13 protein-coding genes are annotated in these 21,077 nt (G+C 58.3%); 7 read left to right on the top strand and 6 right to left on the bottom strand.

Going from position 1 to position 21,077, the window contains the following annotated elements; genetic code table 11:
* Positions 1–95: 95 nt before the first annotated feature.
* Both ACGHEN_RS05460 and ACGHEN_RS05465 read left to right on the top strand, forming a co-directional pair.
* On the top strand, positions 96–413 hold the full coding sequence (locus ACGHEN_RS05460; protein WP_118334654.1) for a type II toxin-antitoxin system RelB/DinJ family antitoxin: 318 nt from the start codon (positions 96–98) through the stop codon (positions 411–413).
* Positions 410–727 (top strand): hypothetical protein, encoded by a 318-nt coding sequence (locus ACGHEN_RS05465; protein WP_390397869.1) that lies wholly within the window; start codon positions 410–412, stop codon positions 725–727. The genes ACGHEN_RS05460 and ACGHEN_RS05465 overlap by 4 nt, the downstream gene beginning before the upstream one ends.
* Before the next feature lie 113 nt (positions 728–840).
* On the opposite strand, the gene ACGHEN_RS05470 is transcribed toward ACGHEN_RS05465, so the two are convergent.
* Positions 841–4,686, bottom strand: a complete 3,846-nt coding sequence (locus tag ACGHEN_RS05470; RefSeq protein ID WP_390397872.1) for a VaFE repeat-containing surface-anchored protein — start codon at positions 4,684–4,686, stop codon at positions 841–843.
* A 345-nt stretch (positions 4,687–5,031) separates the two neighbouring features.
* Here ACGHEN_RS05470 and ACGHEN_RS05475 point away from each other — a divergent pair, with 345 nt between their 5' ends.
* On the top strand, positions 5,032–5,307 hold the full coding sequence (locus tag ACGHEN_RS05475; protein WP_390397873.1) for a hypothetical protein: 276 nt from the start codon (positions 5,032–5,034) through the stop codon (positions 5,305–5,307).
* Positions 5,308–5,455: 148 nt separating this feature from the next.
* Here ACGHEN_RS05475 and ACGHEN_RS05480 read toward each other — a convergent pair whose 3' ends face one another.
* Positions 5,456–6,433 carry a Fic family protein gene (locus tag ACGHEN_RS05480; protein ID WP_390397874.1) on the bottom strand — a complete coding sequence of 326 codons (978 nt, stop codon included), beginning with the start codon at positions 6,431–6,433 and terminating at the stop codon, positions 5,456–5,458.
* A 235-nt stretch (positions 6,434–6,668) separates the two neighbouring features.
* Between ACGHEN_RS05480 and ACGHEN_RS05485 the strand changes: the two genes are divergently transcribed.
* The 4 genes from ACGHEN_RS05485 to ACGHEN_RS05500 are packed head-to-tail and all read left to right on the top strand — an operon-like array spanning position 6,669 to position 15,771.
* Positions 6,669–7,052 (top strand): hypothetical protein, encoded by a 384-nt coding sequence (locus ACGHEN_RS05485; RefSeq protein WP_390397876.1) that lies wholly within the window; start codon positions 6,669–6,671, stop codon positions 7,050–7,052.
* A 1-nt stretch (position 7,053) separates the two neighbouring features.
* On the top strand, positions 7,054–10,014 hold the full coding sequence (locus tag ACGHEN_RS05490) for a hypothetical protein (RefSeq protein ID WP_390397879.1): 2,961 nt from the start codon (positions 7,054–7,056) through the stop codon (positions 10,012–10,014).
* Complete coding sequence (locus tag ACGHEN_RS05495) at positions 10,015–12,933, top strand: hypothetical protein (protein WP_390397881.1); 2,919 nt, start codon at positions 10,015–10,017, stop codon at positions 12,931–12,933.
* Between the two features lie 48 nt (positions 12,934–12,981).
* Complete coding sequence (locus ACGHEN_RS05500; RefSeq protein ID WP_390397883.1) at positions 12,982–15,771, top strand: hypothetical protein; 2,790 nt, start codon at positions 12,982–12,984, stop codon at positions 15,769–15,771.
* Positions 15,772–15,809: 38 nt separating this feature from the next.
* Here the strand turns inward: ACGHEN_RS05500 and ACGHEN_RS05505 are convergent, their stop codons facing one another.
* Genes ACGHEN_RS05505 through ACGHEN_RS05520 form a run of 4 tightly spaced genes read right to left on the bottom strand, consistent with a single transcriptional unit; the run spans position 15,810 to position 21,025 of the window.
* Positions 15,810–17,324 (bottom strand): hypothetical protein, encoded by a 1,515-nt coding sequence (locus ACGHEN_RS05505; RefSeq protein ID WP_390397885.1) that lies wholly within the window; start codon positions 17,322–17,324, stop codon positions 15,810–15,812.
* A complete protein-coding gene (locus ACGHEN_RS05510) occupies positions 17,308–18,813 on the bottom strand; it encodes a hypothetical protein (protein ID WP_390397887.1) in 1,506 nt (501 codons plus the stop codon). The genes ACGHEN_RS05505 and ACGHEN_RS05510 overlap by 17 nt, the downstream gene beginning before the upstream one ends.
* Positions 18,797–20,290: a hypothetical protein gene (locus ACGHEN_RS05515; protein WP_390397889.1), complete on the bottom strand. Its 1,494-nt coding sequence runs from the start codon at positions 20,288–20,290 to the stop codon at positions 18,797–18,799. Before ACGHEN_RS05515 ends, ACGHEN_RS05510 begins: the two co-directional genes overlap by 17 nt.
* 21 nt (positions 20,291–20,311) lie before the next feature.
* A complete protein-coding gene (locus ACGHEN_RS05520) occupies positions 20,312–21,025 on the bottom strand; it encodes a hypothetical protein (protein ID WP_390397891.1) in 714 nt (237 codons plus the stop codon).
* Positions 21,026–21,077: the final 52 nt, after the last annotated feature.

Genomic DNA, 21,077 nt, shown 5'->3' on the forward strand with positions numbered 1-21,077 from the left:
ATATCAAGGCGGCAACAGCGCATCTAAACGAAAGGCTTTTGGGTACTATGATTATGCGATAGTATGTCGTTATCATATTGAGAGGTGATATATATATGGCACTGATACAGCTGAACGTCCCCGATGAGGTGAAGGACCGCGCTGACAGGGCTTTCGCCAGGAGCGGTCTCACGACGCCGTATGCGATGCGCATTATGGTCAATCAGGTTGCCCAGACCGGCAGGACGCCTTTCGACGGCCTGTTCTCATCGCCATCCGGCCGCCTCTACTCGGAGGAAGTGCGCGTTGCGATGCTTCGTGCCGAGGCCCAGGAGTACGGTTTGATTGAGGACGATTCCGGGGAGGACCCGCTCGAGATACCGGCAGGCATACTTGCGGAGATGGGCATCGAGCCCGAGGAGGTCGGGCAGTGAACCGCTACGATGTCAAGGTTCCCGCCTCCTTTTGGAAAACGCTCGTCGTGCTGAAGCCGAAATACTCCCATGCCGAATACGTGGAAGTCGTCAACGCGGTCAAGGGATGTATTGACGAACTCGGCCGCACCGGAATGATAGAGGAAAGCGGATGGGACGACCACGTTCTCGTCCATCCGCCCTATTCTGACGGCAAGCACCGTGAGGCCCATACCTACGACGACGATGTCCTGGTCGTGTATTTTATCCGCGAGAGAAACCGCCGAATCCGCATGGTCGGCGTTTTCGACCACGAGAATATCCCGCATTCATAGTCGCATCCCGATGGGGGCGCATGGAAAACCCCTTACAAACCGACAGTTCCTTTAAAATAGAGAAGGGCCCCGCTCGTGCGAGCGGGGCCCTTCTGCTATATAGCGACTGAGCCTTAGATCTTGCGCTTGTGATGGATCAGGACGATACCGGCGATGCAGGCCGCGACTCCGGCAGCGATTGCCGCGTAGAGGATCCAGTTGCCGGTCTGGTCGAGGTTCTTGCCCTCGGGGGCTTTCTCGATATCGATAGTCTGGTCGGTATCCTCGAGGTCGGTCTCCTTGGAGATCTCCTTGCCATCGGTGTCGCGCTGCAGACTCTCGAACACGACCGCCTGCTGTCCTGCGACATCGGAGGCCTTGAACACCATGGGAACGTCCACATCGAGATCGGACACGGCGGGGGTGAAGCGCACCTGTCCGTTGGCGATGACCTCGTAGGTGCCCAGCGTCGAGTTCTCCACGTTCGATTCCGAACCCGCTGCCGTGCCGTCGCCGTCTGCCTTGTCACCCTTATCGGAAGGCTCGAGTTTCACCTGGCCGCCGCTCAATTTCGTCACGATGTCGGCAGCGTCCTTCGTCGCGCCAGGTACGGTGAGCGTGTAGGTCCCATCATCGTTCTTGGAGAGCTTGGCGCCCTCGGGAATACTGACAAACGAGCCCGTCCCGGTGACGTCGACGAGCGCCTTCGAGAGGTTGGTGCCGGATGCGGTGCCAGTGGAGCCCTTCTGGATTCCATTGCCGGCAAGGGCCGAAGCGTCCTTCACGTCCGTGAGCGTGAGCTGCGTACCATCGGCCTTTTTGTTGATCGATGCTGTGAGCGTGTAGCTCTGGCCGGGGCGCAGCCCCTTGAGGTGGACGGTGTCGACGATGGCGACCTCGTCCTCGGGCTTCACGACCTTGCTGCCCTGGATCGTGGCGGCAGTGGTCTTGAGGCTCGGGGAGATCTCGACCGTCTGCCCCTCATCGGTCGGGTCCTCGTGGGATCCGATGAGCTTGCCGTCGACGAACAGCTTCTCGAATACGACCGCCTTGGCGCCGCCCAGCTCGCTTGCATCGAACGTGAAGGTCACGTCCTGGGTGCCGTCCTGGGACTGCGGCGTGAACTTGGCCGTGGCGGTGATCTCCTTGCCATCGGCGCCCTTCAGTGCCTCGCCGGTCTCGGCATCCATGAGTGTGCCGATGAGTTCGTACTCGGTGCCGGGGACGAGGCCCGTGTACTTGACGGCGTCGATGATGGTGGCCTTGCCGTCGGCGGTGATCTCCTTGTCGCCGTCGGCGCCATCGACTGCAGACGTCCCGATCTCGGGAGGAACGACCTCGACGGTCTGTCCCTCGTCGGTCAGGTCCTCATGGCTGGCGATGACGTTGCCCTCTGCCGCTAGTTTCTCGAACACCACGAGTTTCTTGTTCGAAAGGGTAGAGGTGTCGACCGAGAACGTCACCTTCACCTTGCCCTCGGTGTCCTCGGGCTCGAAGGTCGTGGATGCGGTCACGGCATTTCCATCAGCGTCCTTCAAGGGTTCCCCGGTCTCGGAATCCATCAGCGTGCCGGTCACGGTGTACTCACGGCCAGTGGCGAGGTTCTTGTAAGAGACCTCGTCCTCGACGGTCACGGCCTTACCGACCCCGATGGCCTTGTCCCCGTCTGCCGCGTCGGTCGCAGTGGTGCCGATCTCGACGGGCAGAAACTCGACCGTCTGGTCCTCGTCCTCAGGGTCCTCGTGCGACGCCTGGATCTTGCCGTCAAGGTAGAGTCGCTCGAACACGACCGCCTTATGGCCACCGAGAAGCGTGGCGTCGAACTTGAACTTGACCTTCTGCTTGCCGCTGGATGCCTTGGGCGTGAACTTGGCCGTGGCGGTGATCTCCTTGCCGGCGACGTCCTTCAGCGCCTCTCCAGTCTCGGCGTCCATGAGGGTGCCGGAGAGCTCATACTCCAGACCCTTCTTGAGACCCTTGTAGGTAACCGTGTCGACGATCTCGGCCTGGTTCGATGCCAGGAGCTTATGGTCCCCGTCTGCGGCGTCGGTCGCGGTCGTGCCGATCTCGATGGGGTTGTCGTCCACGGTGCCGCGGTCGATGGTGTAGGCGTCGCGGCTCACGGTCACCTCGAACTTGACGAGGTTGAGGCTGTCGTTTGAGGCACAGCGTAGCTCCTCGAAGGTATAGGTGTCGTACGGCAGCGCGCCCTTGGAGTCATCAGCCGTCGTCTGGGCGCCCTTCGATCCGGAGAACCAAAGGCCGTTGTCGATTGAGAGCTTCGACTCGTCGAGGGTGCCGTCGGCGTTGAGTGCTGCGTCGTTTCTGTTGGTGTTTTGGGTATGCGGGCAGGCCGAGGACTCGGTCGTCAGGATGCCGTTCGCATCGGTGATGGCGATGTGGCTCTCGCCCGTGGTCTTGGAGGTGATCTTGAATGGGACGATCGCGAGGCCGGTCATATCCTCGCCGTGGACCTTGTTGAAGGCGATATCCCCGCGCCTCACCTGCTCGCGCACGGTGGGGGCGTCCTCGCTGGGCTCCACGAACGTCGAGACGAACTCGGACGTAGTGTTCGAGGTAATCTGCTGGATGTGGATGGAGCTGTCGGTCAGGAGGTAGCCCGCGGGGGCTTTTGTCTCCTGGACTGTCACAGTGCCAAGCGGTAGGGTATAGCGACCCTCGGTATTTTGATAAAACGTATCGCCTTTAACAAAGTACTTATCTGGTTCTGTTTTAGCCCTAATTAGAGACGTATAACCATTCTCATTTGTCTTTAGAATCCAGGTCCTCGTGGCCTTCTCGGGCAGGTTGTCCTGGGTGTAGAAGCCGTCGTAGTACTTGACGGTGAACTCCGCGCCCGCGAGCGTGCCGGCGCCAAGCGGGGAGGCCTTGCCCGTCTCGGAATCGACCTTGGCGACCAGCATGTCGGCAGGGTCGTTCTGGGGGGCGTCGGTGACGTTCACGGTCGCCCTCTGGCCACCCGACACATTCACCTTATGGATCCCCTCATCGAGCGCGTAGGACTTTCCCGCCTTGGTCTCCTTGGCATAGTAGTTGCCAGGTGCGATATCGATTTCGTTCGAGTCGCCGGAGGCGTTGCATGTGAGGGTGCCCACCTGCTGGGTGCAGCCCGAATCGGAGTAGACGCCGTAGGTCGCGCCCTCGAGCGAGTAGCAGGGGTTGTTGTCGGAGATGCCGGGGTTCGAGCTCCTCTTCTTGAGCTTCATCTTGCCCTTGTTGTGGAAGGTGATGAGGCACTGGGTGCCGGTGCCGTAGTTGACCAAGTAGATTGAGTTCTTGAAGGACTGGGGTGCGGGTCCCGGCAGATTCTTGTCCAGATTTGCAAGGAATGTGCCCGCGTTTATATTGCCGTTGTAGTAGAGGATGGTCTTATAGCACCAGTTGCGGAACGCGGCCGTCGTGCCCTGCATACCGTACTGGCTGGAGCTCTTCGAGAGGGCCGAGAGGGCGATGTGCTGGATAGCGAGCATCTTGCTGTAGTCCAGGGGTGTGCCGTCGTACCAGTTGAAGTTCCACAGGCCCTTTGCCTTCGCCTCCTCGAAACCAGGACCCGTGGGACCGTAGTAGAGGACCCTCGCCATCCCGTCGGTGCGGTCTATCCGGGTCTGATCACCGCCGCCTCCCGTGTAGCATTTGGTCCAGTCGGTTTCAATGGGCAGCTGTGCGGTGGCCGTCATGGCATCGAGCGGGTGGCGCTTCGCCGGGTCGAGGCAGATCGCCGGGGTACCCTCAGAGGTCGTCGAATTGTACATGTAGTAGCCGCCGTAGTTCACGCGCTCGCCGCGGGTGATCGTCTCGGACGATGCGGCATATGCCGCGGTCGGCGCCGGCACGACGGAGAGCACCTGGCTCGCGATGAGCACCGCGCCCGTACCGATGACCGCGCCTTTCTTGAGACGGGCGCCGATGCGGCCGAAGAGCTTGCCGGCGCACTCCTTCATCTTTCCTCCAGGTCGCATGACTGCTCCATTCTCTCGGTTACCGGAGAGGGGACGCGGATTTCTGGCTACATTTATTGGCATGCGCCCCCATGGTCTAACGTACCGCCGGCATCGGCGCCATGAGCGCCGATTTGGTGCCACAGGGTGACAGTTTGCGCGTGCGGTGCGGAACGGACCTATCGTTTCCACACTAACGGGAGCGCTCGATTGGATATGGACTCGGAACAAGTGTTCAGGCGTTTCCGAGCCCCAGCAAACCTGCCTGTAGTAAACTAATAGAGATAGCCATCCGGCCAGCCATCTGGCGACTACGGAACAATGGCGCGAACGCGCCCTCGTCAACGAGCTACCGGAGGCAAATAAATGAATGAATTCAATTTCGGCATGGGCGCTAACTCATCGGGCCGCAGCATGACGGTCCGTGAGTTTCTCGAGAGCGTTACCGAGGTGGGGGAGCTTGTTGTCGTCACATGCGGAGGGTGGCCCACCTGCACCGTACATATCGACAATGAGGACTATTTTCGCATGCCCGCCGATATCGCCCATCGAAAGGTTCTGAATTCGAGCTTCGGGACGATTAAGGTCAAGACCCGTGGGCCGTTGCCCATGGACGTCCCCGTTCGTTTCGTCGATTGTTAAAGCCGGTTGCAGGCCAAAAACCGTTTCTGAGAATCTGAGCATTGAGTAATAAAGGGCGCAGTGCTCTCATCGCTGAAATGCCACGACACCGTGCCCTGAAGCCGGGTTTGGGACCGTTCGGGAAGAACGGTCCTATCATTGTTTGGGGCTAAATCCGACGAGTGCGATGCGTCTTATGATCGGACTTGATCTCGGATCCAGAGTTTTCGACTGATTCGAGGCTGGATTTCAACGATTTTGTGGAAGGGCCGACAAAGCCGGCGTCATCCTTGAAGTTCGGCCTCTCTATGCCCAATTTCCCAAGTAGGCTGTCGGACAGAGAGCGGTCGGCGAGCATGGGCGCTATCGTGGAAACGAAATCGACCTGCATTGCCTCGGCATAGGAAATAAGTGGTGTTGTAGTCCCCGCCCTGAACTCATCTAGGGAGGCGTAATAGGTTTCCTTCGAGGCGTCCGTCACGATAAAGGGAATGAGTCCGGCTCGCAGGCATTCACGAAAGGCGATGGCCCTTCCGACTCTTCCATTACCGTCCGGGAAGGGGTGGATCGTCTCGAATCGAACGTGGAACCTGACGATGTTCTCCAGGGACGGCTCGTATTTGTTGTATTCCGTGACCAGGCGGTCGATTAGCGAGGGAACCTCCTCTGGGCGTGCCGTGATGACGCTTCCCACGCCGTTGCCCAGAATCTTCCACTGGCCGGGCACGTCCATTACCCCTGCCATGAGTTGCAGATGGATCTCCTTGATGAATTCGGGGGTCAGCTCCCTGTCCAGCGAATCGAAAAGGAAATCGAACATTTTCGTATGGTTTGCCGTCTCGCGGACGTTTCCGGGGGTAGTCGAGTCCGCGAGAACGGTATCCCTGGTTTCGAAAACCGTCCTTGTCTGCCATTCCGTGAGGGAGCTGCCCTCAATCCTTTCATGGTTGAACACGAAAGAGACGATAGAAGTCTCGTACACGCCATTCGGGATGCCGCCTTCGCGCTCGGAGGCGGTCTGTTCGATATAGCTGCGGACAAATTGCCGCTGTAATTCCCGGCTCAGGGGCATATCTGTACGCGAGCTATCGGCGGGGTTCTTTTCCCTTTTGGTCCCAGCAAGCAAATTGAATAATTTGTTAAACATATATCCGAATACTCCGATAGACGTGCCGATTTCTAGGGACATTCTACCCCAGGATAGCTTCCCTTCACGCTCGGCCTGTCACCCAATGGCACCAAACCGACCGGCACTGAGCGGATTGTCGTCTTACGCTTTTGATGGGGCCGAATGCCCATGGTCGCCCATGGGCTAGTGGCGGGCTGGTCGCCACAAGGCCCCGACCAACTGATGGCAACCGTAGTTCCTTGGAGGATATCGAGTGCTGGATAACCTTTCACTTATGGGGCCCGATGAGGATGAGCTCTCACTCTCGGCGGCAGTGTCTTCTGCGACCCTCCTGCCCGCCTGCGCATACTCGGCCTATTCCATCATTGTCAACATCATGCCCGTGATGGGCAAGCGGGCCGCCCTGTTCTACCTGACGCGAGGGTCTGTTGAGACCATCTGGATCCCCGTCGCCATATTCACCTTCGCCCTTATAGCGCGAAAGGTCGACGACTGGCGCTTTTACGCACTTACATCCATGTTCGGGCTCGCGGCATGCGTGCTTGCATCCATGAGGCTGGATTTGTACCAGGCTGCTGTCTATCTGGCGGTGGCCTTGTGCTGTGGCCTGTCTGCCATCAAGTCGAGGGGATACTGATATGGGCTCCCGAAACAAAAAGGGGATCGCCCGCTTTGAAGCGAACAAGGCGACAGGAAATGAAGCCCGACCCCATGGCGACGGATCCGGCACTGGCATCTCCGCGCCCATTTCGCGCCGCGGCCTCTTCGCGGCCCTCGCGGTTGCAGCCGGGCTTGGCATCCTATCGAGCACCCAGGCATATGCTCTTGCCGCGCAGAATTTCGGGCGCGGGCAGTGGATAGGCAACAAATGGGTGAACGGCTATATCTCTGGCGCGATCACGCATCCCCATCTCCAACGCGGGGTCAACGATTACTATTTCGGCAAGTCCACCAACAATGGCGCATGGAACGCCACCGCAAACGGCAGCCAGAAATTAATTGCAGAGTTCGCTTGCGTGGTGGAATGTGACTGGTCTGACGAGCTATATGACCATATCGTGTTTCGTCCGTTCTATTACTGCGCCTCGCTTAACCCGAATGGCCGTCCCCTCTGGTTTGGTTCCGAGGATGGCGATGACAACCGAAGCTACGTATTCCTCAACGACAATCCAGTCGGAACGTTTCAGGGAAACTTGATCAATAGCGGCTGGGGCACCGGCTGGCTCGCCAACGGGTTCTATGAGGGGCCCGGGTGCGATACCTTCGTTCGTCGCCAGGCGAAACCCCATGATGAGAGAGTCCGGGCTCGCATGGATATCTGGAATGTCTGGGTGAACGGAGTTCCGGCAAATAAAAACCCAGACGACATCAAGTTTCGCCGTTATGCCCCCGATAACGACATGGCCATCAACGTCGAAAGAATCTATATCGAAAATGACCTGACGCTTATGGGCGGCATTTTCAAGGTCATCCCAGTCACGGCACCAGATCTGAGGCTCGATCTCATACAGGGCGGCTATGAGAACGGTATTCCCGTGGCCCGATACGAAAACGGGCGCGGAACATGCCTTTGGAATGATTATGACGGCGTCAACCAGAATTGGATGTTCTGGCCAAATAAATCTGACGGCCTCGGATGCTTTACCTTCTGTATAGCGAACATGGTCGGACCGAATCTCGACCACGGCCTCGACAACAGGGGACATACGGCTCCGACCATGGATAGGGGACATGCGGAAATCTGGCGCAACTCCGAGTCAACCAACCTCACAAACTCGTGGTGGGTTCATCATGAGCCGACCGTTACGAACGAAACGGATCATAAATGCTGGTTTATCACCTCGGACGCGGACGGCCAACGACTCGACACATGGGGCGCGACAAAGGATAGTACCGATTGCGTGGCCGTTTCCAGTCCTGCCTGTCCCGGCGCCTGGGCAAAACAGGTAAATGCGCAATGGATGATTGAGGAGGTCGCCTGCCATGGTGAGGTCGGTTTGTCCTCAGATGAGGCAAAGCCTGGCGATTCTCTAAAGATCCTCGGCTGGCACAATAAATTCAAGGATGAGACGAGATACATTCGCCCTGCCAGCTGGGTGCTTGGCGCCAAGAATGAAAACGTTCTTCCTGTCTATCCAATCTTCCGCCTATACATTAGCGACAGGGCAGAAGAAATTGCCGAAGACAATGCGGTAATCATGGCATCATGCCGAGTCGGTTCATGGGCTAATGGTAACCAACAGACTGAGGCATACTCACATCGCCATATCGGATGGCCGCATGGCGGACAGCCTATTTTCAGCCTTGAAATGAGACTTCAGGATTCGAATTACAGCGGATCGATTCATTATGCCGCGCAGCGATGGTATGGCGATGCATGGGATGAGGGGGCAGACGGAAGTAAGGTCTGCGCAAATGGAGCCCATGACACCGAGGCTATGGGTCGAGTAAAGGTATGGCTTACCGGAGATATTGCCGATAGGTATGACCTCGTCGTAAGGACTAAGCTCCTCAACGGCTCGTGCACCTGGAGCGATCCTGTCTATGTCTACAACTCAAAAGACAAACCGCTGACGCTTGAGACGGCTCCAGCATGTGGGCTTGAACCCGATGGAAGCTCCAATACGAAGATTTCGGGTATGAACGTTCACCTTATTCGCAAGCCGACTGGCGCTCGTGTCGTCCGAGAATTCAGTACCGATGAAAGCCTTACGATCACCGACGATTTCGGATCTGGCTACCTATATGTCGCCGCCATGTTGGGACTGCGTTTGCCTTCAAAAAACACCGATCGCATTTGGACCGACCGGTACCGCGGTACAGTCGTCTCTAAACCCTGTCGCATCGAGTCTGCTTGCGTCGAGTACTATGCAGACGGCATCGATGAGGCTCACCTTGTATATCGTGATTCCAATGTCCATTCAGGTGACACCTACGCGCCTGTAGATGCGGCACTTGAGGCGGCTGGGAAGAAGCCATGCAATCTCGATGCCCATTTCGGGGAGGATGCCGCCTCAGGTTTCACTGGATGGTTCAAGGATGCCGCTTTAGTCAATCCAGCTGCCTCCCTTGAGATCCCCGAGAAGGGCGCATTGAAGCTGTATGGGCGCAACCGCTGCACTTTACGCATCGAATATGCTGAAGGATCGGTCGAGCCCGACGCAGGAACCGTCTTCAGGAAGAAGCCGAGCGATAGGGCCGAGGTCATTGACGGTGCGCTTGGCCTGGTCGACTTTACCGGACGTAATGAGAAACACCGGCTCGACAACATCGACCTGCCCGCCATCGGCGATGACGGAGTGGCGCACGCGGCCTTCTACCGCGGCGAGTCTGTAACGCTCGCCGGATCGGCTGACGTTTTCACCAAGCTGGAGGACGGAACGTGGCGACGTCTCGTCTTCAAGGGCTACATGTCCGATAAGGCGGGGGGGGGTCGCCTCTCACGACAATCAAGATGGAACGCGACACGACCGTATATGCCGTATGGGCGTTTGCGGAGTCGGACGGCGTCGCCACGGCAAAGAAGTAACTACGAATCGGGACGGAGGTGCGGCCTCCGTCCCGAGCCCGCGCATGTCCCTTGCGGGAGGTGCGCGTAGATGAAGGCTGACAAATACGAAAGCAAGACCGCTGCCGATAAGACCTTAAAGGAAACCCCGATTAGCAGACGAGGCCTGTTCGCTGCTTTAGCGGTCGCAGCTGGGTTGGGATTGCTTGGCGCCGACGATGCTTTTGGTTGGGACTACTGGGGCCAAAACGCCGGTATCGGTCAGGGATTTTGGGACGCATACGGCATGCTAAAAGGCCATGTTGGCCGGAGTAGGTCGTATACGAACCCCAGCGCCAAGTGCATGGGCTATGCAACAAGCTGGTGCGAATGGACATGTTGGCCGGGAACCCAGCAGCTCCGTTGCGCCCTCAACCTGCAAATCGAGTGCGACTATGAGAACACGCTGTGGTACCACCTCAGCTTCTATCCGCTCTCGGCCTGCGGCGACACAAACTACGGCACCTCTCACCGCCTCTGGTACGATAACGGCGAGGACGACAACCGCGGGCGCATTTATGAGGATGCCCCCGATGACTCCCATAAGATTCTTGACTTTAACTGCGACCTCAAGAATAACTATGCCGGTTGTCCGTCCCCGGGCCAGCAAGCGACATTCAACACCGGGTGGGAGCGCCGCTCCTACAAGGACACTTCCAAGTGGTATCGCCGAACGGGCAGCGGTTTTTCGCACAGTTTCGCAGCATGGTTCGAGCTCCGAGACATCAGAATCGATAAGGTCTGGCACAGCGAATGGGGCGCCAAGGCATTTGGAACGGGCTGGTGCGCGACCAGCTTCCCCGCAATTCCGCACGGGTCGCGTCAGGACTTCTTCGGAATGGTCTGCCGTGTTCACGCTGCCGGTGACGATTCACTCAACTGGGACGTATGCAACGCCAAGTCATCAAATCGCACGCCGATCTACCAGCAGGAGCTCTTTGCAGGAAATGACAAGACCAGGCCCGAGCCGAATTTGAACCAGCTGTTCCTGACTGAGTTCGCGAACTACCAGGAGATTGGCGGCAACTATGCGGATGCCGACCAAAGCTATCTCATCACTTTCCGTCCCGCCCATGTCGTGGATGGCTCTGCAGCCCTCAATGCGTGGGGCGGCGGCCCCTTCGACGGAACTGACGTCAGGACGAGCACCAAACGCGAATTCGCCATCTGCAAATATACTGTCGCTGACCGCACCTGCGGATGGTGGCTTGTCGATAAATGGAACTCCGACGGCACCAAAAATGCCGTACAGGTCATCAGCGATGCGTCGGGGCAGGCTGTAAACCGCTATGGCGGCACGACCGCCAAACCGACACAGCTATTCATGTGGCATGATGGCTATGATTCGGATACGCAAAAGAATAAGGCTTCCGAATGGGTCATCGAGGAGGTTCCCTTTACAGGCAAGCTGGAGCTAAATAGTAGCGCCGAAGAAATCACTTGGCCCCAGGCCCCGACCTGCGGCGACCCCTTCGCCACCTGCTATCCTGCCAAAAAGGAGCTGTGGGAAACGATGGGAAAGCCGACTGCGATGATCTATCGCTGGTACGCTGCGAAGACGCCAGATCCAGCACCCGATGAGGACGCCGCGGTCATGGGTCAGGCCCACATCTCCAAAACGGGCGACTTCATGGAGGTCCCCGCCTACCGCCACGTTGGCACGAACTTCAACCCGGACTACGTGCTCGAGGCGTTCCGACTCTACCTCAAGGGAACGGGTTATGAGGGATCTATCGGGTACATGGCGCTTTCCCGCGACAGCGGGACGTGGTCTGACGCCCGTACCGACGGCGAGTGGATCGGTCAAAGCGGCGCCAGCCTGCGCTGGAGCCAGATCAAGGTCTGGCTCCAGGGTGAGGTCGCACGTCACTACGACCTCGAGGTTCGCGCGTTCCAAAGCGATGTGTCGTGGTGTCGAACTTATGTGAGCGCCACGGATGCTGAAAGCGCCCCTGCAGTGGGCGTGGCGGGCAAGACCTTGCGCTGCATCCAGGTCGACCTTATACCGAAGCCGACAGATGCCGTGCTCGTCAAGGAGTTCTCGCGTGACGCGCAGATGCTCGAACTTACCGAGGACGAGGCCGGTGCTGTGGACGGAATGTACCTGAGCTGTGCCGTCCAGCAGGAATTCAAAACCGAGAAGCGCTCAGGCACAGCCGAGGTATGGCCACTCGTCCACCGTTTCCACGGCACCATCGTCACACCCAGCGTTAAGTATTGCGCAAAGAAATCGCTCATCACCTACTACGCTGACGGCGTCGACGATAAGCATATCGTCTATATCGATCACGCTGACCCGGGCATGTACACGGCATCCGATGCCGCCACTCAGGCGGCGGTAAAGGCCGTGTGCAACCTCAACGAGCATTTTGGCGACACCGCTTCTAGCGGCTTCACCGGTTGGTTCACGACCAGGGAGCTTATTGACTCCTTTGGAGGAATCGACCTCGACAGGGGGCAGAAACTCGACCTCTACGGCCGCAACCGCTGCACGCTGAGGATTGACTATGCAGACGGATCCCTGAGACCGGAGGATGGGGTCGATTACAAATCGCAGCCGAAGGACGGGGCGGCATCTATCTCGGGTGCCCTTGGACTCCCGGACTTTTCAGGCGATATCGAGTCACATGCCCTTGACGGTATCGACCTTCCCGCCATCGGCGACAACGGCGCCGGCCACATGGCCGTCTACTACGGCGAGCGCATCTCACTCGCTACGCCGACAGACGCCTACCGCAAGATGGGCGATGGCACCTGGAGACATATCGTGTGCGACGCATACCTGACAGATAGAGCGGGGGGGGGTCGTCCCTGCAGAACATCAAGATGGTCCGGGACACCACGCTCTACATCAGGTGGCGCTACGCCGATTCGGACGGCGTCGCCAGCGCAAAGAGGTAAATATCATCCGGGACGGAGGTGCGGCCTCCGTCCCGAGCCCGCGCGCGTCCCTTGTAGGAGGTGCGCGTAGATGAAGGCTGACAAAAGCAATTGTGAGAAACCGGCCGACAAGCCTTTAATGGAAACCCCGCTTAGCAGGCGAGGCCTGTTCGCCGCCCTGGCAGTTGCGGCCGGGCTGGGATTGTTGGGCGCCAATGACGCGCTCGGATGGGACTACTGGGGCCAGAATGCCCGTATCAACCAGGGAGCCTGGGACATGTACGGGATGATCAACGGCAAGATCAACTGCTGCAGAGGAAGGTCGAATCCAACAAATCAATGCATGGGCTGGGCGAATGACTGGACTGAATGGTATGCCTCCCGCTATGCCTACGTCCAGATCCTACGATACGCCCTGAATTTGCAGATCGAGTGCGACTATGAGAACGAGCTATGGTTCCACCTATCCTTCTATCCGCTGACTGCCTGCGGAGACACTAACTACAACCCCAATGGAAAGCGCATATGGTTTGCGGCGGACCATGATAACCTCGGGGCAATCAAGGAGGACGAGCAGGAAAATAATATCGTCACCTTCGACGGCAATTTAACAAACGAGGAACTCGGGGTCGGCACCGGTCGGCACGATACCGGCTGGAAGCACTATCAATACCATGACACGGGAAAATGGTACAGGCGTACCTCGAAGGACGTGTCCCATAGGTGGTGCGCGGACCTCAACATCTTCAATATCTACGTCGAGGGGGTTTCGCACAACGAGACGGTCGACGCCCTGCACTCTCAAACCGGCTGGCTGACCTCTACCGTCGAGCAAACGTACCTAACCAGCGAAGATATCCAGGGCATCGTCTGTCGCGTCCATGCGGCAGACGACGACTCCCTGAACTGGGATGTCGGAAATGCCTCGATTAAAGATTGCACGGACCTATACCAGCAGATATTCAAAGGCAATTACAATCAGCTCTTCTTGACCGAGTTCTCGAAAGTTCGCGACGATTCCTATTCCGATGACTGGGGACCCGTCCCCGGGTTTCTCACGACGTTCCGACCGGCCCATGTGGCCGACGCGTCCTGTGCCGTCAATGCCCTAGGGGGAGGCCCTTGGGACGGAAAGGAATTCAACCACGTCGCGAACAAACAGCCGTTCGAGATCAATAGGGCCGGAGTCGCTTCGAGGGCGAGCGCCTGGTGGGTTACAAAGGCGTTTTCCGAAGGAACGCCCCTATTCGAAGATGGCGCGGTCGCGATTATCAGCGACGCATCGGGGCTGTGCGTGAACAGGCCGAACGCAACACAAACAAGGCCATTTAAATTGAACCTCTTCCATAATGGCTACAAGGGAGGCGTGGCGGGAGACCGAGCCTCTGCCTGGGTCGTCGAAGAGGTCCCGTTCACGGGTTCGCTGAGCCTGAATGACGGGTCAAAGGAGATCGGGGCCGGCGAGACGGTGACGTGTTCGGATCCGCTCCTCTCATGTACGCCGTGCCATAACTGGTCGGACGTCAAGGGTAACAATGGCGGGACTGCCGTATCTGACTTTTTGTACCGCTGGTATTGTGCCGACACAGATGACGTTCCGCTTGACTGCTCCGGTGCGTCCATCATCGGATCTTGCCATCTTTCGAACTTCGGTGATATGCCCGACTGTCCCGCCTATCGGCATGTGGGCATGAATATGTCGGCCAAAATGTGCATAGAGGCGATATCGCTTCGTCTGGACGGCTCCCCCTGGCAAGGCTCAATCTGCTACAGCATGCTTGCAAAAGGCGGCGAATGGAGCGATGCCGCCGCAGATGGCGCCCGAATCGGCGAGGGCGGCAAGTCCTTGCGCTGGAGTGCCATCAAGGTATGGCTTACCGGCGAGGTATCCCAACATTTCGACCTTGAGGTCAGGGCGTTCAACTCAAATTTGTCATGGACCGGGGGATATGTCTCCGGGCACGATCTCGATTTCACGAGCGTTAACGGCTTTGGCGATCTGAAGGGTGTCAACGAGCTGCGCTGCGTTCAGGTCGACCTGATTCCGAAGCCGAAGGGCGCGACGGTACTGAGAGAATTCTCGAAAGGTTCGAGGGAGCTCAGCCTATCGGAGCAGGAGCTCGATTCGCTTTCGGGGCGCTATCTATCCTGTGTCGTACAGCAGGTGTTCCCCACGGAATTGCGGATCGGTATCAACTTCGATTCGCCACTCGTCCACCGTTTTCACGGCTCGGTATCCGCCGGACCCGTTCATGTCGGCGGCGTCAAGGTCGTCTACCATGCCGACGGCATCGACGACGGGTCCGTTGTGTTCACCGAGACGCTTCAGGCCGGACCCCATACGGCAAGCGTCGACGCCACGTCTGCAGCTATTAAAACCCATTGCAACCTCAACGACCATTTCGATGAGGACCAGAGCACAGGGTTCACGGGCTGGTTCACGGACAAAGGCCTGACCGCCCCCTATGGCGGCTCCGAGCTGTCGGCGGGCGACGAGCTTCATCTCTACTCCCGCAACCGCCTGACACTCAGGTGTGCCTTCACTGATGACTCCGTGGACACCACGGAGCTTGTGCTCAGGACTTCGCCCGAATCGACCGCCCCGCTTGCCGAATCATGGTCCCTGCCTGATTTCGGGCTGTCCGACGAAAGGCATGTTCTTGACGGCATCGGCCTTCCCGCTATCGGCGATGACGGGCCCGCCCACAAGGTGCTTTATCTCGGTGAGTCGGTCACGCTCGCAAGGCCCATGGACAGGGTGTACGCCCGCATGGAGGACGGAACCTGGGCGGGCTTTCGCGCCGTAGCATGGCTTGCCTCACAGGATTCCGATTCCCAGATGACGAAGGTCACGCCGACACGCGACACCTGCGTATGGATGAGGGTGGAGCGAGCCGACTACGACGGCGTCTCGTCGACTAAGAACTAGCAAGAGGGCCCTCATGGGGCCCTCTTCTTTAGTCTGATTTAATAAGTGAAATAGCCCGGTCGCTTGTTGTGGCTTGGTGTCTTTTTGGGTTCAGCCTTCTTCTCGAGCTTCGCAAGTCCGTCCTTCAACGCCACAGTGCCAGGCATTTTCTCCGGGGTCTTCTGCTTTAGGGGGTAGACTTCGCGCAAATGCTCGAGTTGGGCGGCGTAACGGGCGTTGATGAAGGGCGGCACGCCATCCGTCTCCCTGAACCCGTTATGGTCTGCCGCAATCTGGTCGATGAGATCGCTCGGGTAGGTTTTCGTTGCGCTCGATTCCGTGACCTCGAATTCGGGCCCTTCGTAGGAATCCCATGCGTCGATACGCTCGATATGGTAAAGACGATCTGATTTCGAGCGCGAAACGGCCATCCACTCCTGGGCGTCGTCCGAACGCCATTCACTCATGCCGCACGCCAGAAGGATGCGATTGGAGTTACCGTTCGCGTCGAGATCATAACCGAGAGATGGATATTCAATCCACTGGTTAAAGAAAAGGCTCCAGTCTGCACATGATTTGATGGCGGCGACCAGTTCGGTTAGTTCGAACATGCGGAGCGAATAATCCAGCTTGGAGGAGGCGCCTTTGCCCCTTATCGACCAGTAGTAACTATGCTTTTCGTGAGCCCTGTCAATGTTCAGCCTTATTCTCTCGGCATCCATCTCATTGAGAGTGATCGCCGTTTTGCCCAAATGAGCCATCGGTACTTTGTCGCCGTTGAAGTCGGCATACAGGTCGACGTGAATCCTGTCCGACTTGCGGATTTCGTCTATGAACTCACCCACCTTAACAAAGGGCAGGACGGTGAACGAATCGGCGTTACCCCCGTTTTCCAAGCGCGATTGCCTGCATAGGCTAACCACGGCATCTCGATATGAGGGTTGCTCCTGCCTTCCGTTCGCAGCCGTCATGCAAATCTGCTCGACGACCTGCCTGGGCATCTTGTGCGGGTCGGCGAGCAGATAGTGGTCGCTGAAGGCGAAACTCTTACCGAGTGTGAGCTCTTTGTACCCGGTCACAGTGAACAGGGACTCGAATGCACGATTCGGCCAGTTGTCGGGCCCTCCGTACAAGGCGTTCAGCCGCTTCGAGCAATCGATGAGGCCGAAGTTCATGTATGCCTCGTCCGGCGCTCGATCGCCCGCATAGCTCCTTGCGATCCGGGTCATGCGGCCCGCCAGCTCATCTACTGCCATCGCCTTTCGGTAACCCGGCCAGTCAGCGGGGGAGAGCCAGGTGCCGCTCACGATTTCCTCGAGGGTGTGGAAGGGTGCGAAACGACCTTCGAATTCGATCTCCGAGGCGCTGGGGATAAGGGGCGTCTCGCCATCCCATTCGACCCCGGGGCCGTCCATAAGGCCGGCATCCATCGGATCGGCACAGTGGCGGTCTCTCAACACTATGCCGTCCTTTTTCGCGGCATACCTGAACAGGCCGTCCTTCTCGTTGAAGCTGAGGGAGATCTCGCAGCCCTCGACCTTCCCGCTCCACACATTCTCATACATGTTGACCACGGCTCCCAGCGCCTTGCTTTCGATCTACAATTACCTTCGTATCGAGTTTCGCCAGGTTCTCCTTGAGCACCTTTGTGCCGGGCACGGTCTTGCCCTGGGCATCTTTGCGGGAGCGTTCCTTGAGCAGCCGGTCCGGGTCGCTCGCATAGCGGGCGTTGACGAATGTCGCCGGCTCACTACCGTCCATGGCCATCGACATGGTGCGCATGTCCGGCATGAATTGTGACGGGAACGAGTCGAAGGTGCTGTCCCGTTCTCTCCAGGCCTGTTTGCTGCTTTTGCGGTCGTTCGCGAGATACTTTGGCGCTTGCCACAACTCGGCATGATAGACGTCCTCCGATTTAGACCAGGAGACGACCACCCATGAGCAGCTCCTTTGAAGAAGTCCGCGCTCATCCATACAGTCGCCCTCATCAACCACCTTTGCTGAGATGAGAACCCGGTCCGACTCGCCCTCAGGGCCCACCTCGTACTCCCCATCGAGAAAGGCGCCGGTCCAGGCCGTGTGCAGGAGCCCTTTTGCGGATTGCACGAGGTATTCCTCCAGCTCCCCGATCTGGAGCTTTCCCAAGGCATGACCATCTAACGGTCCGTGCAGGAAATTTTCGCTTTGAAGCATATCTCTAAACCAGGCGGCAGATTTGAGGTCGACCCGGACATCTCCCAGCTCCACGGTGCTTCCACCGAATGAGCTGAAGCAGGCGGCAAGCGATAGGGTAACGATGTCGCCTTCGGATAGCTCCCTGATAAACTGAGCCGCGTCCACGCTGGGAATGACGCAAAAGCAGTTCTTCCAGTCCTGTTCAATAAACAGGCCATCGGACTTGGCTTTCTCGGAGAGGGCGTAGACCGCATCTCGATAGCCCAGGGCCCTGCCCGCCAACGCGCTTCCTGCGCGCACGACGGCGGCAGAGAACTCGGGTGGAAGCATGGCGCCACTGAGCCATGGGTCACGGTATCTGTTTCCTGGCATAGAGCCACGCGGATAGCGGAGCACGGCGTCAACAGCGCGCCGCGGCCAGCGGGACGGATCTCCGTACATGCCGTTCAGAATCCTCGAGCACTCCATGATGGCCAGTCGGTTGGGGTTTACGTCATCGGTCAATCTCACAATGTCGTTCCTTCTAAAAAGGAGCTCCCTGACCGTCGCGCCCTTTCGCGCATCCGGCCAATCCCGAGGGGTGCGCCATGTGCCCGAGACGATCTGGTCGGGGGAGGAGAAGGGGACGAACCTGCCCTGCATCTCCAGGGGAGCGGGAGGGATGAGCGCCATCATTTCGGGGCTGTCCGGCCGATCGAATTCAGACCTCGCCATGAGGCCGGATACCACCGGGTCGGCGCACTCGTGGATCTGGGGAGCCTCTCCGTCCAGCGCGCCGCAGACTCGGAACAGTCCTGTATCCTCGTTAAAGTCGAGTGTGAGGTCCCATTCGGTCCCGTCCGGGCCGGGCGCCGCACCTTCCCATACCCTCTCATACATGATGACCACGATTCCCGCTGCCCTGCGCGCGGTTTACATTTGCCTTCCGGTCGAGTTTCGACAGGTTCGCTTTGAGCGCCTTCGTGCCGGGTACGGTCTTGACTTGGGTGTCCTTGCGGGCACGCCCCTTGAGCAGTCTGTCGGGGTCGTACGCATAGCGGGCGTTGACGAACGCCTCCGGCTCGCCGCTCATCGTCATGGGCATGTTGCGCATGTCCGGCATTTTTTCCGACGGGAACGAATCGAAGGTTCTGTCATATTCCTTCCAGGATTGCTCGGAGCTCTTGTGACTTCCATCGAGGTACTTTGGAGCCTGCCACGTCTCAACGTGGTAGGCTCCTTCCGATTTGGACCAGGAGATGACCTCCCATGCAAGCGCCTTATGGCGAAGGCCGTAATCGTCATGACTGTCCCACTCATCGAATGCCATCGCCGAGATGAGAACACGGTCAGCCTTACCCTCGAGGTCCATTCCGTATTCGCCATCGAGGAAGGCGCCGGCCCAGCTCGTATATAGGCGACCATTATTGCAATTTCTGAGATAGTCACTGAATTCTTGGAGGGGAAGTTTTCCAAGATTCTGCACATTTAGGGGTCCGTAAGAGAATTCACAACCTTTAAACTTATCTCTATACCAGTTGGCGGATTTAAGATCGACCCGGACATCTCCCAGCTCAACGATACAATTACCGAATCGACTGAAGCTGGCGGCAAGCGATAGGGTAACGGTGTCGCCTTCGGATAGTTCCCTGACAAACCGATTCGCGTCCACACTGGGAATGAAGCCGAAGTTGTCCTCCCAGTCCTTCTCTATATACAGGCCGTTGGACTTAGCTTTCTCGTAGAGGGCGTATACCGCATCGCGATAGCCCAAGGCCTTGCCCTTCAACGCGCTTCCGAAGCCCACGACGGCAGCAGAGAACTCCGGTGGAAGCGTGATGCCCCAAAGGCCCGGGTCATTATATTTACTTCCGGGCCTGGGGCCGCGCGGATAGCCGAGCGCGACGTCGACAGCGCGTCGCGGCCAGCGGGTCGGATCTCCGTACATGCCGTTCAGGAGCCTCGAGCACTCCTTGATGACCAGTCGGTCGGGGTCTGGCTCATTGGGCAATCTCACAATGTCGAATCTTCTCGTTCTGAGTTCCTTGACCGCTTCATCCTTTCTCGCCTCCGGCCAATCCCGTGGGGTGCGCCATGTGCCCGCGACGATCTGGTCAGGGGAGGAGAAGGGGGCGAACCTGCCCTGCATCTTCAGGGGAGCGGGAGGGATGAGCGCCATGATATCGGGATCGCTGGGTCGGTCAGTTGCAGATCTTGCCATGAGTCTGGATACTACCGGGTCGGCGCATTCCCACATCTCGCTATGCTCTCCGTCCAACGAGCCGCCAACCCGGAACAGTCCCGTATCCTGGTTAAAGTCAAGGAAAAGGTCCCATTCGGCCCCGTCCAACCCGGGTGCCGAGCCTTCCCATACCCTCTCATACATTGCCATCAGTCCTTTCTGTCATCAATGGCCGAACTTGGGCCCGTGGCCCTTCGTTTCCGGGTCTTGCAGAGGTCTCATGCCGCCCACTGGCGCCATGCCTATCGCATGGCCAACCGAGTTCTTTGGAACCACGCCGCCCGAGCGGACCTGCGTGTCCTTAAGCTCGCGCGAGGTGCCGTAGGCGGCCATGTTGTAATCTTTCTCCTGGCAGGTCATCTCCCGCTCGATCGTTACGGCAAGCAGCGCCCTGTCCGCTTCCGGATAAAACGCTGCGGCACAGGAGACAAGGCGCGACAGCGCCGATTGCCCGTCGGCAAAGGTCAGGGGAACCGAATAGCGCTCCCTGCACCATCTGGCAGCGACGGCACACGTCAAGCCCTCGCGCCACCATTTGCCCTCTAACGCGACAAAGGAGCTGAGGGAGCTGTAGCCGTTCTCATTCAGGATGTCGATGAGGTCCTCGGGCTCGATATAGCCGTCCTGCCCGGCGATCGGGTCGTAGATGTCGTAGGCGTCTTGCAGGACCTGCCAGCCGCCGTTGCCGATAGGCCAGGCCATGGCGAAATCGGTCGTCGTCCCTCTCATCGCGTGGAATCCCAGACCGTGGACCGTGAAGCTGCCGCACCATGTGAGACAGGGATGGGCGCTCCCATCCGCACCGGGCCTCACCGACGCGCCGACATCCATATCCCTCAGCCAATCGGGAAGCATATCGAGATTAAGCACCTCGGCCATAATTCCTCCTCCGTCCAGTCTCTCGATACTCCAATCATCGTTTGGAGGGCAG

The organism is Collinsella sp. i06-0019-1H4 (assembly GCF_042849575.1).
GTDB lineage: Bacteria > Actinomycetota > Coriobacteriia > Coriobacteriales > Coriobacteriaceae > Collinsella.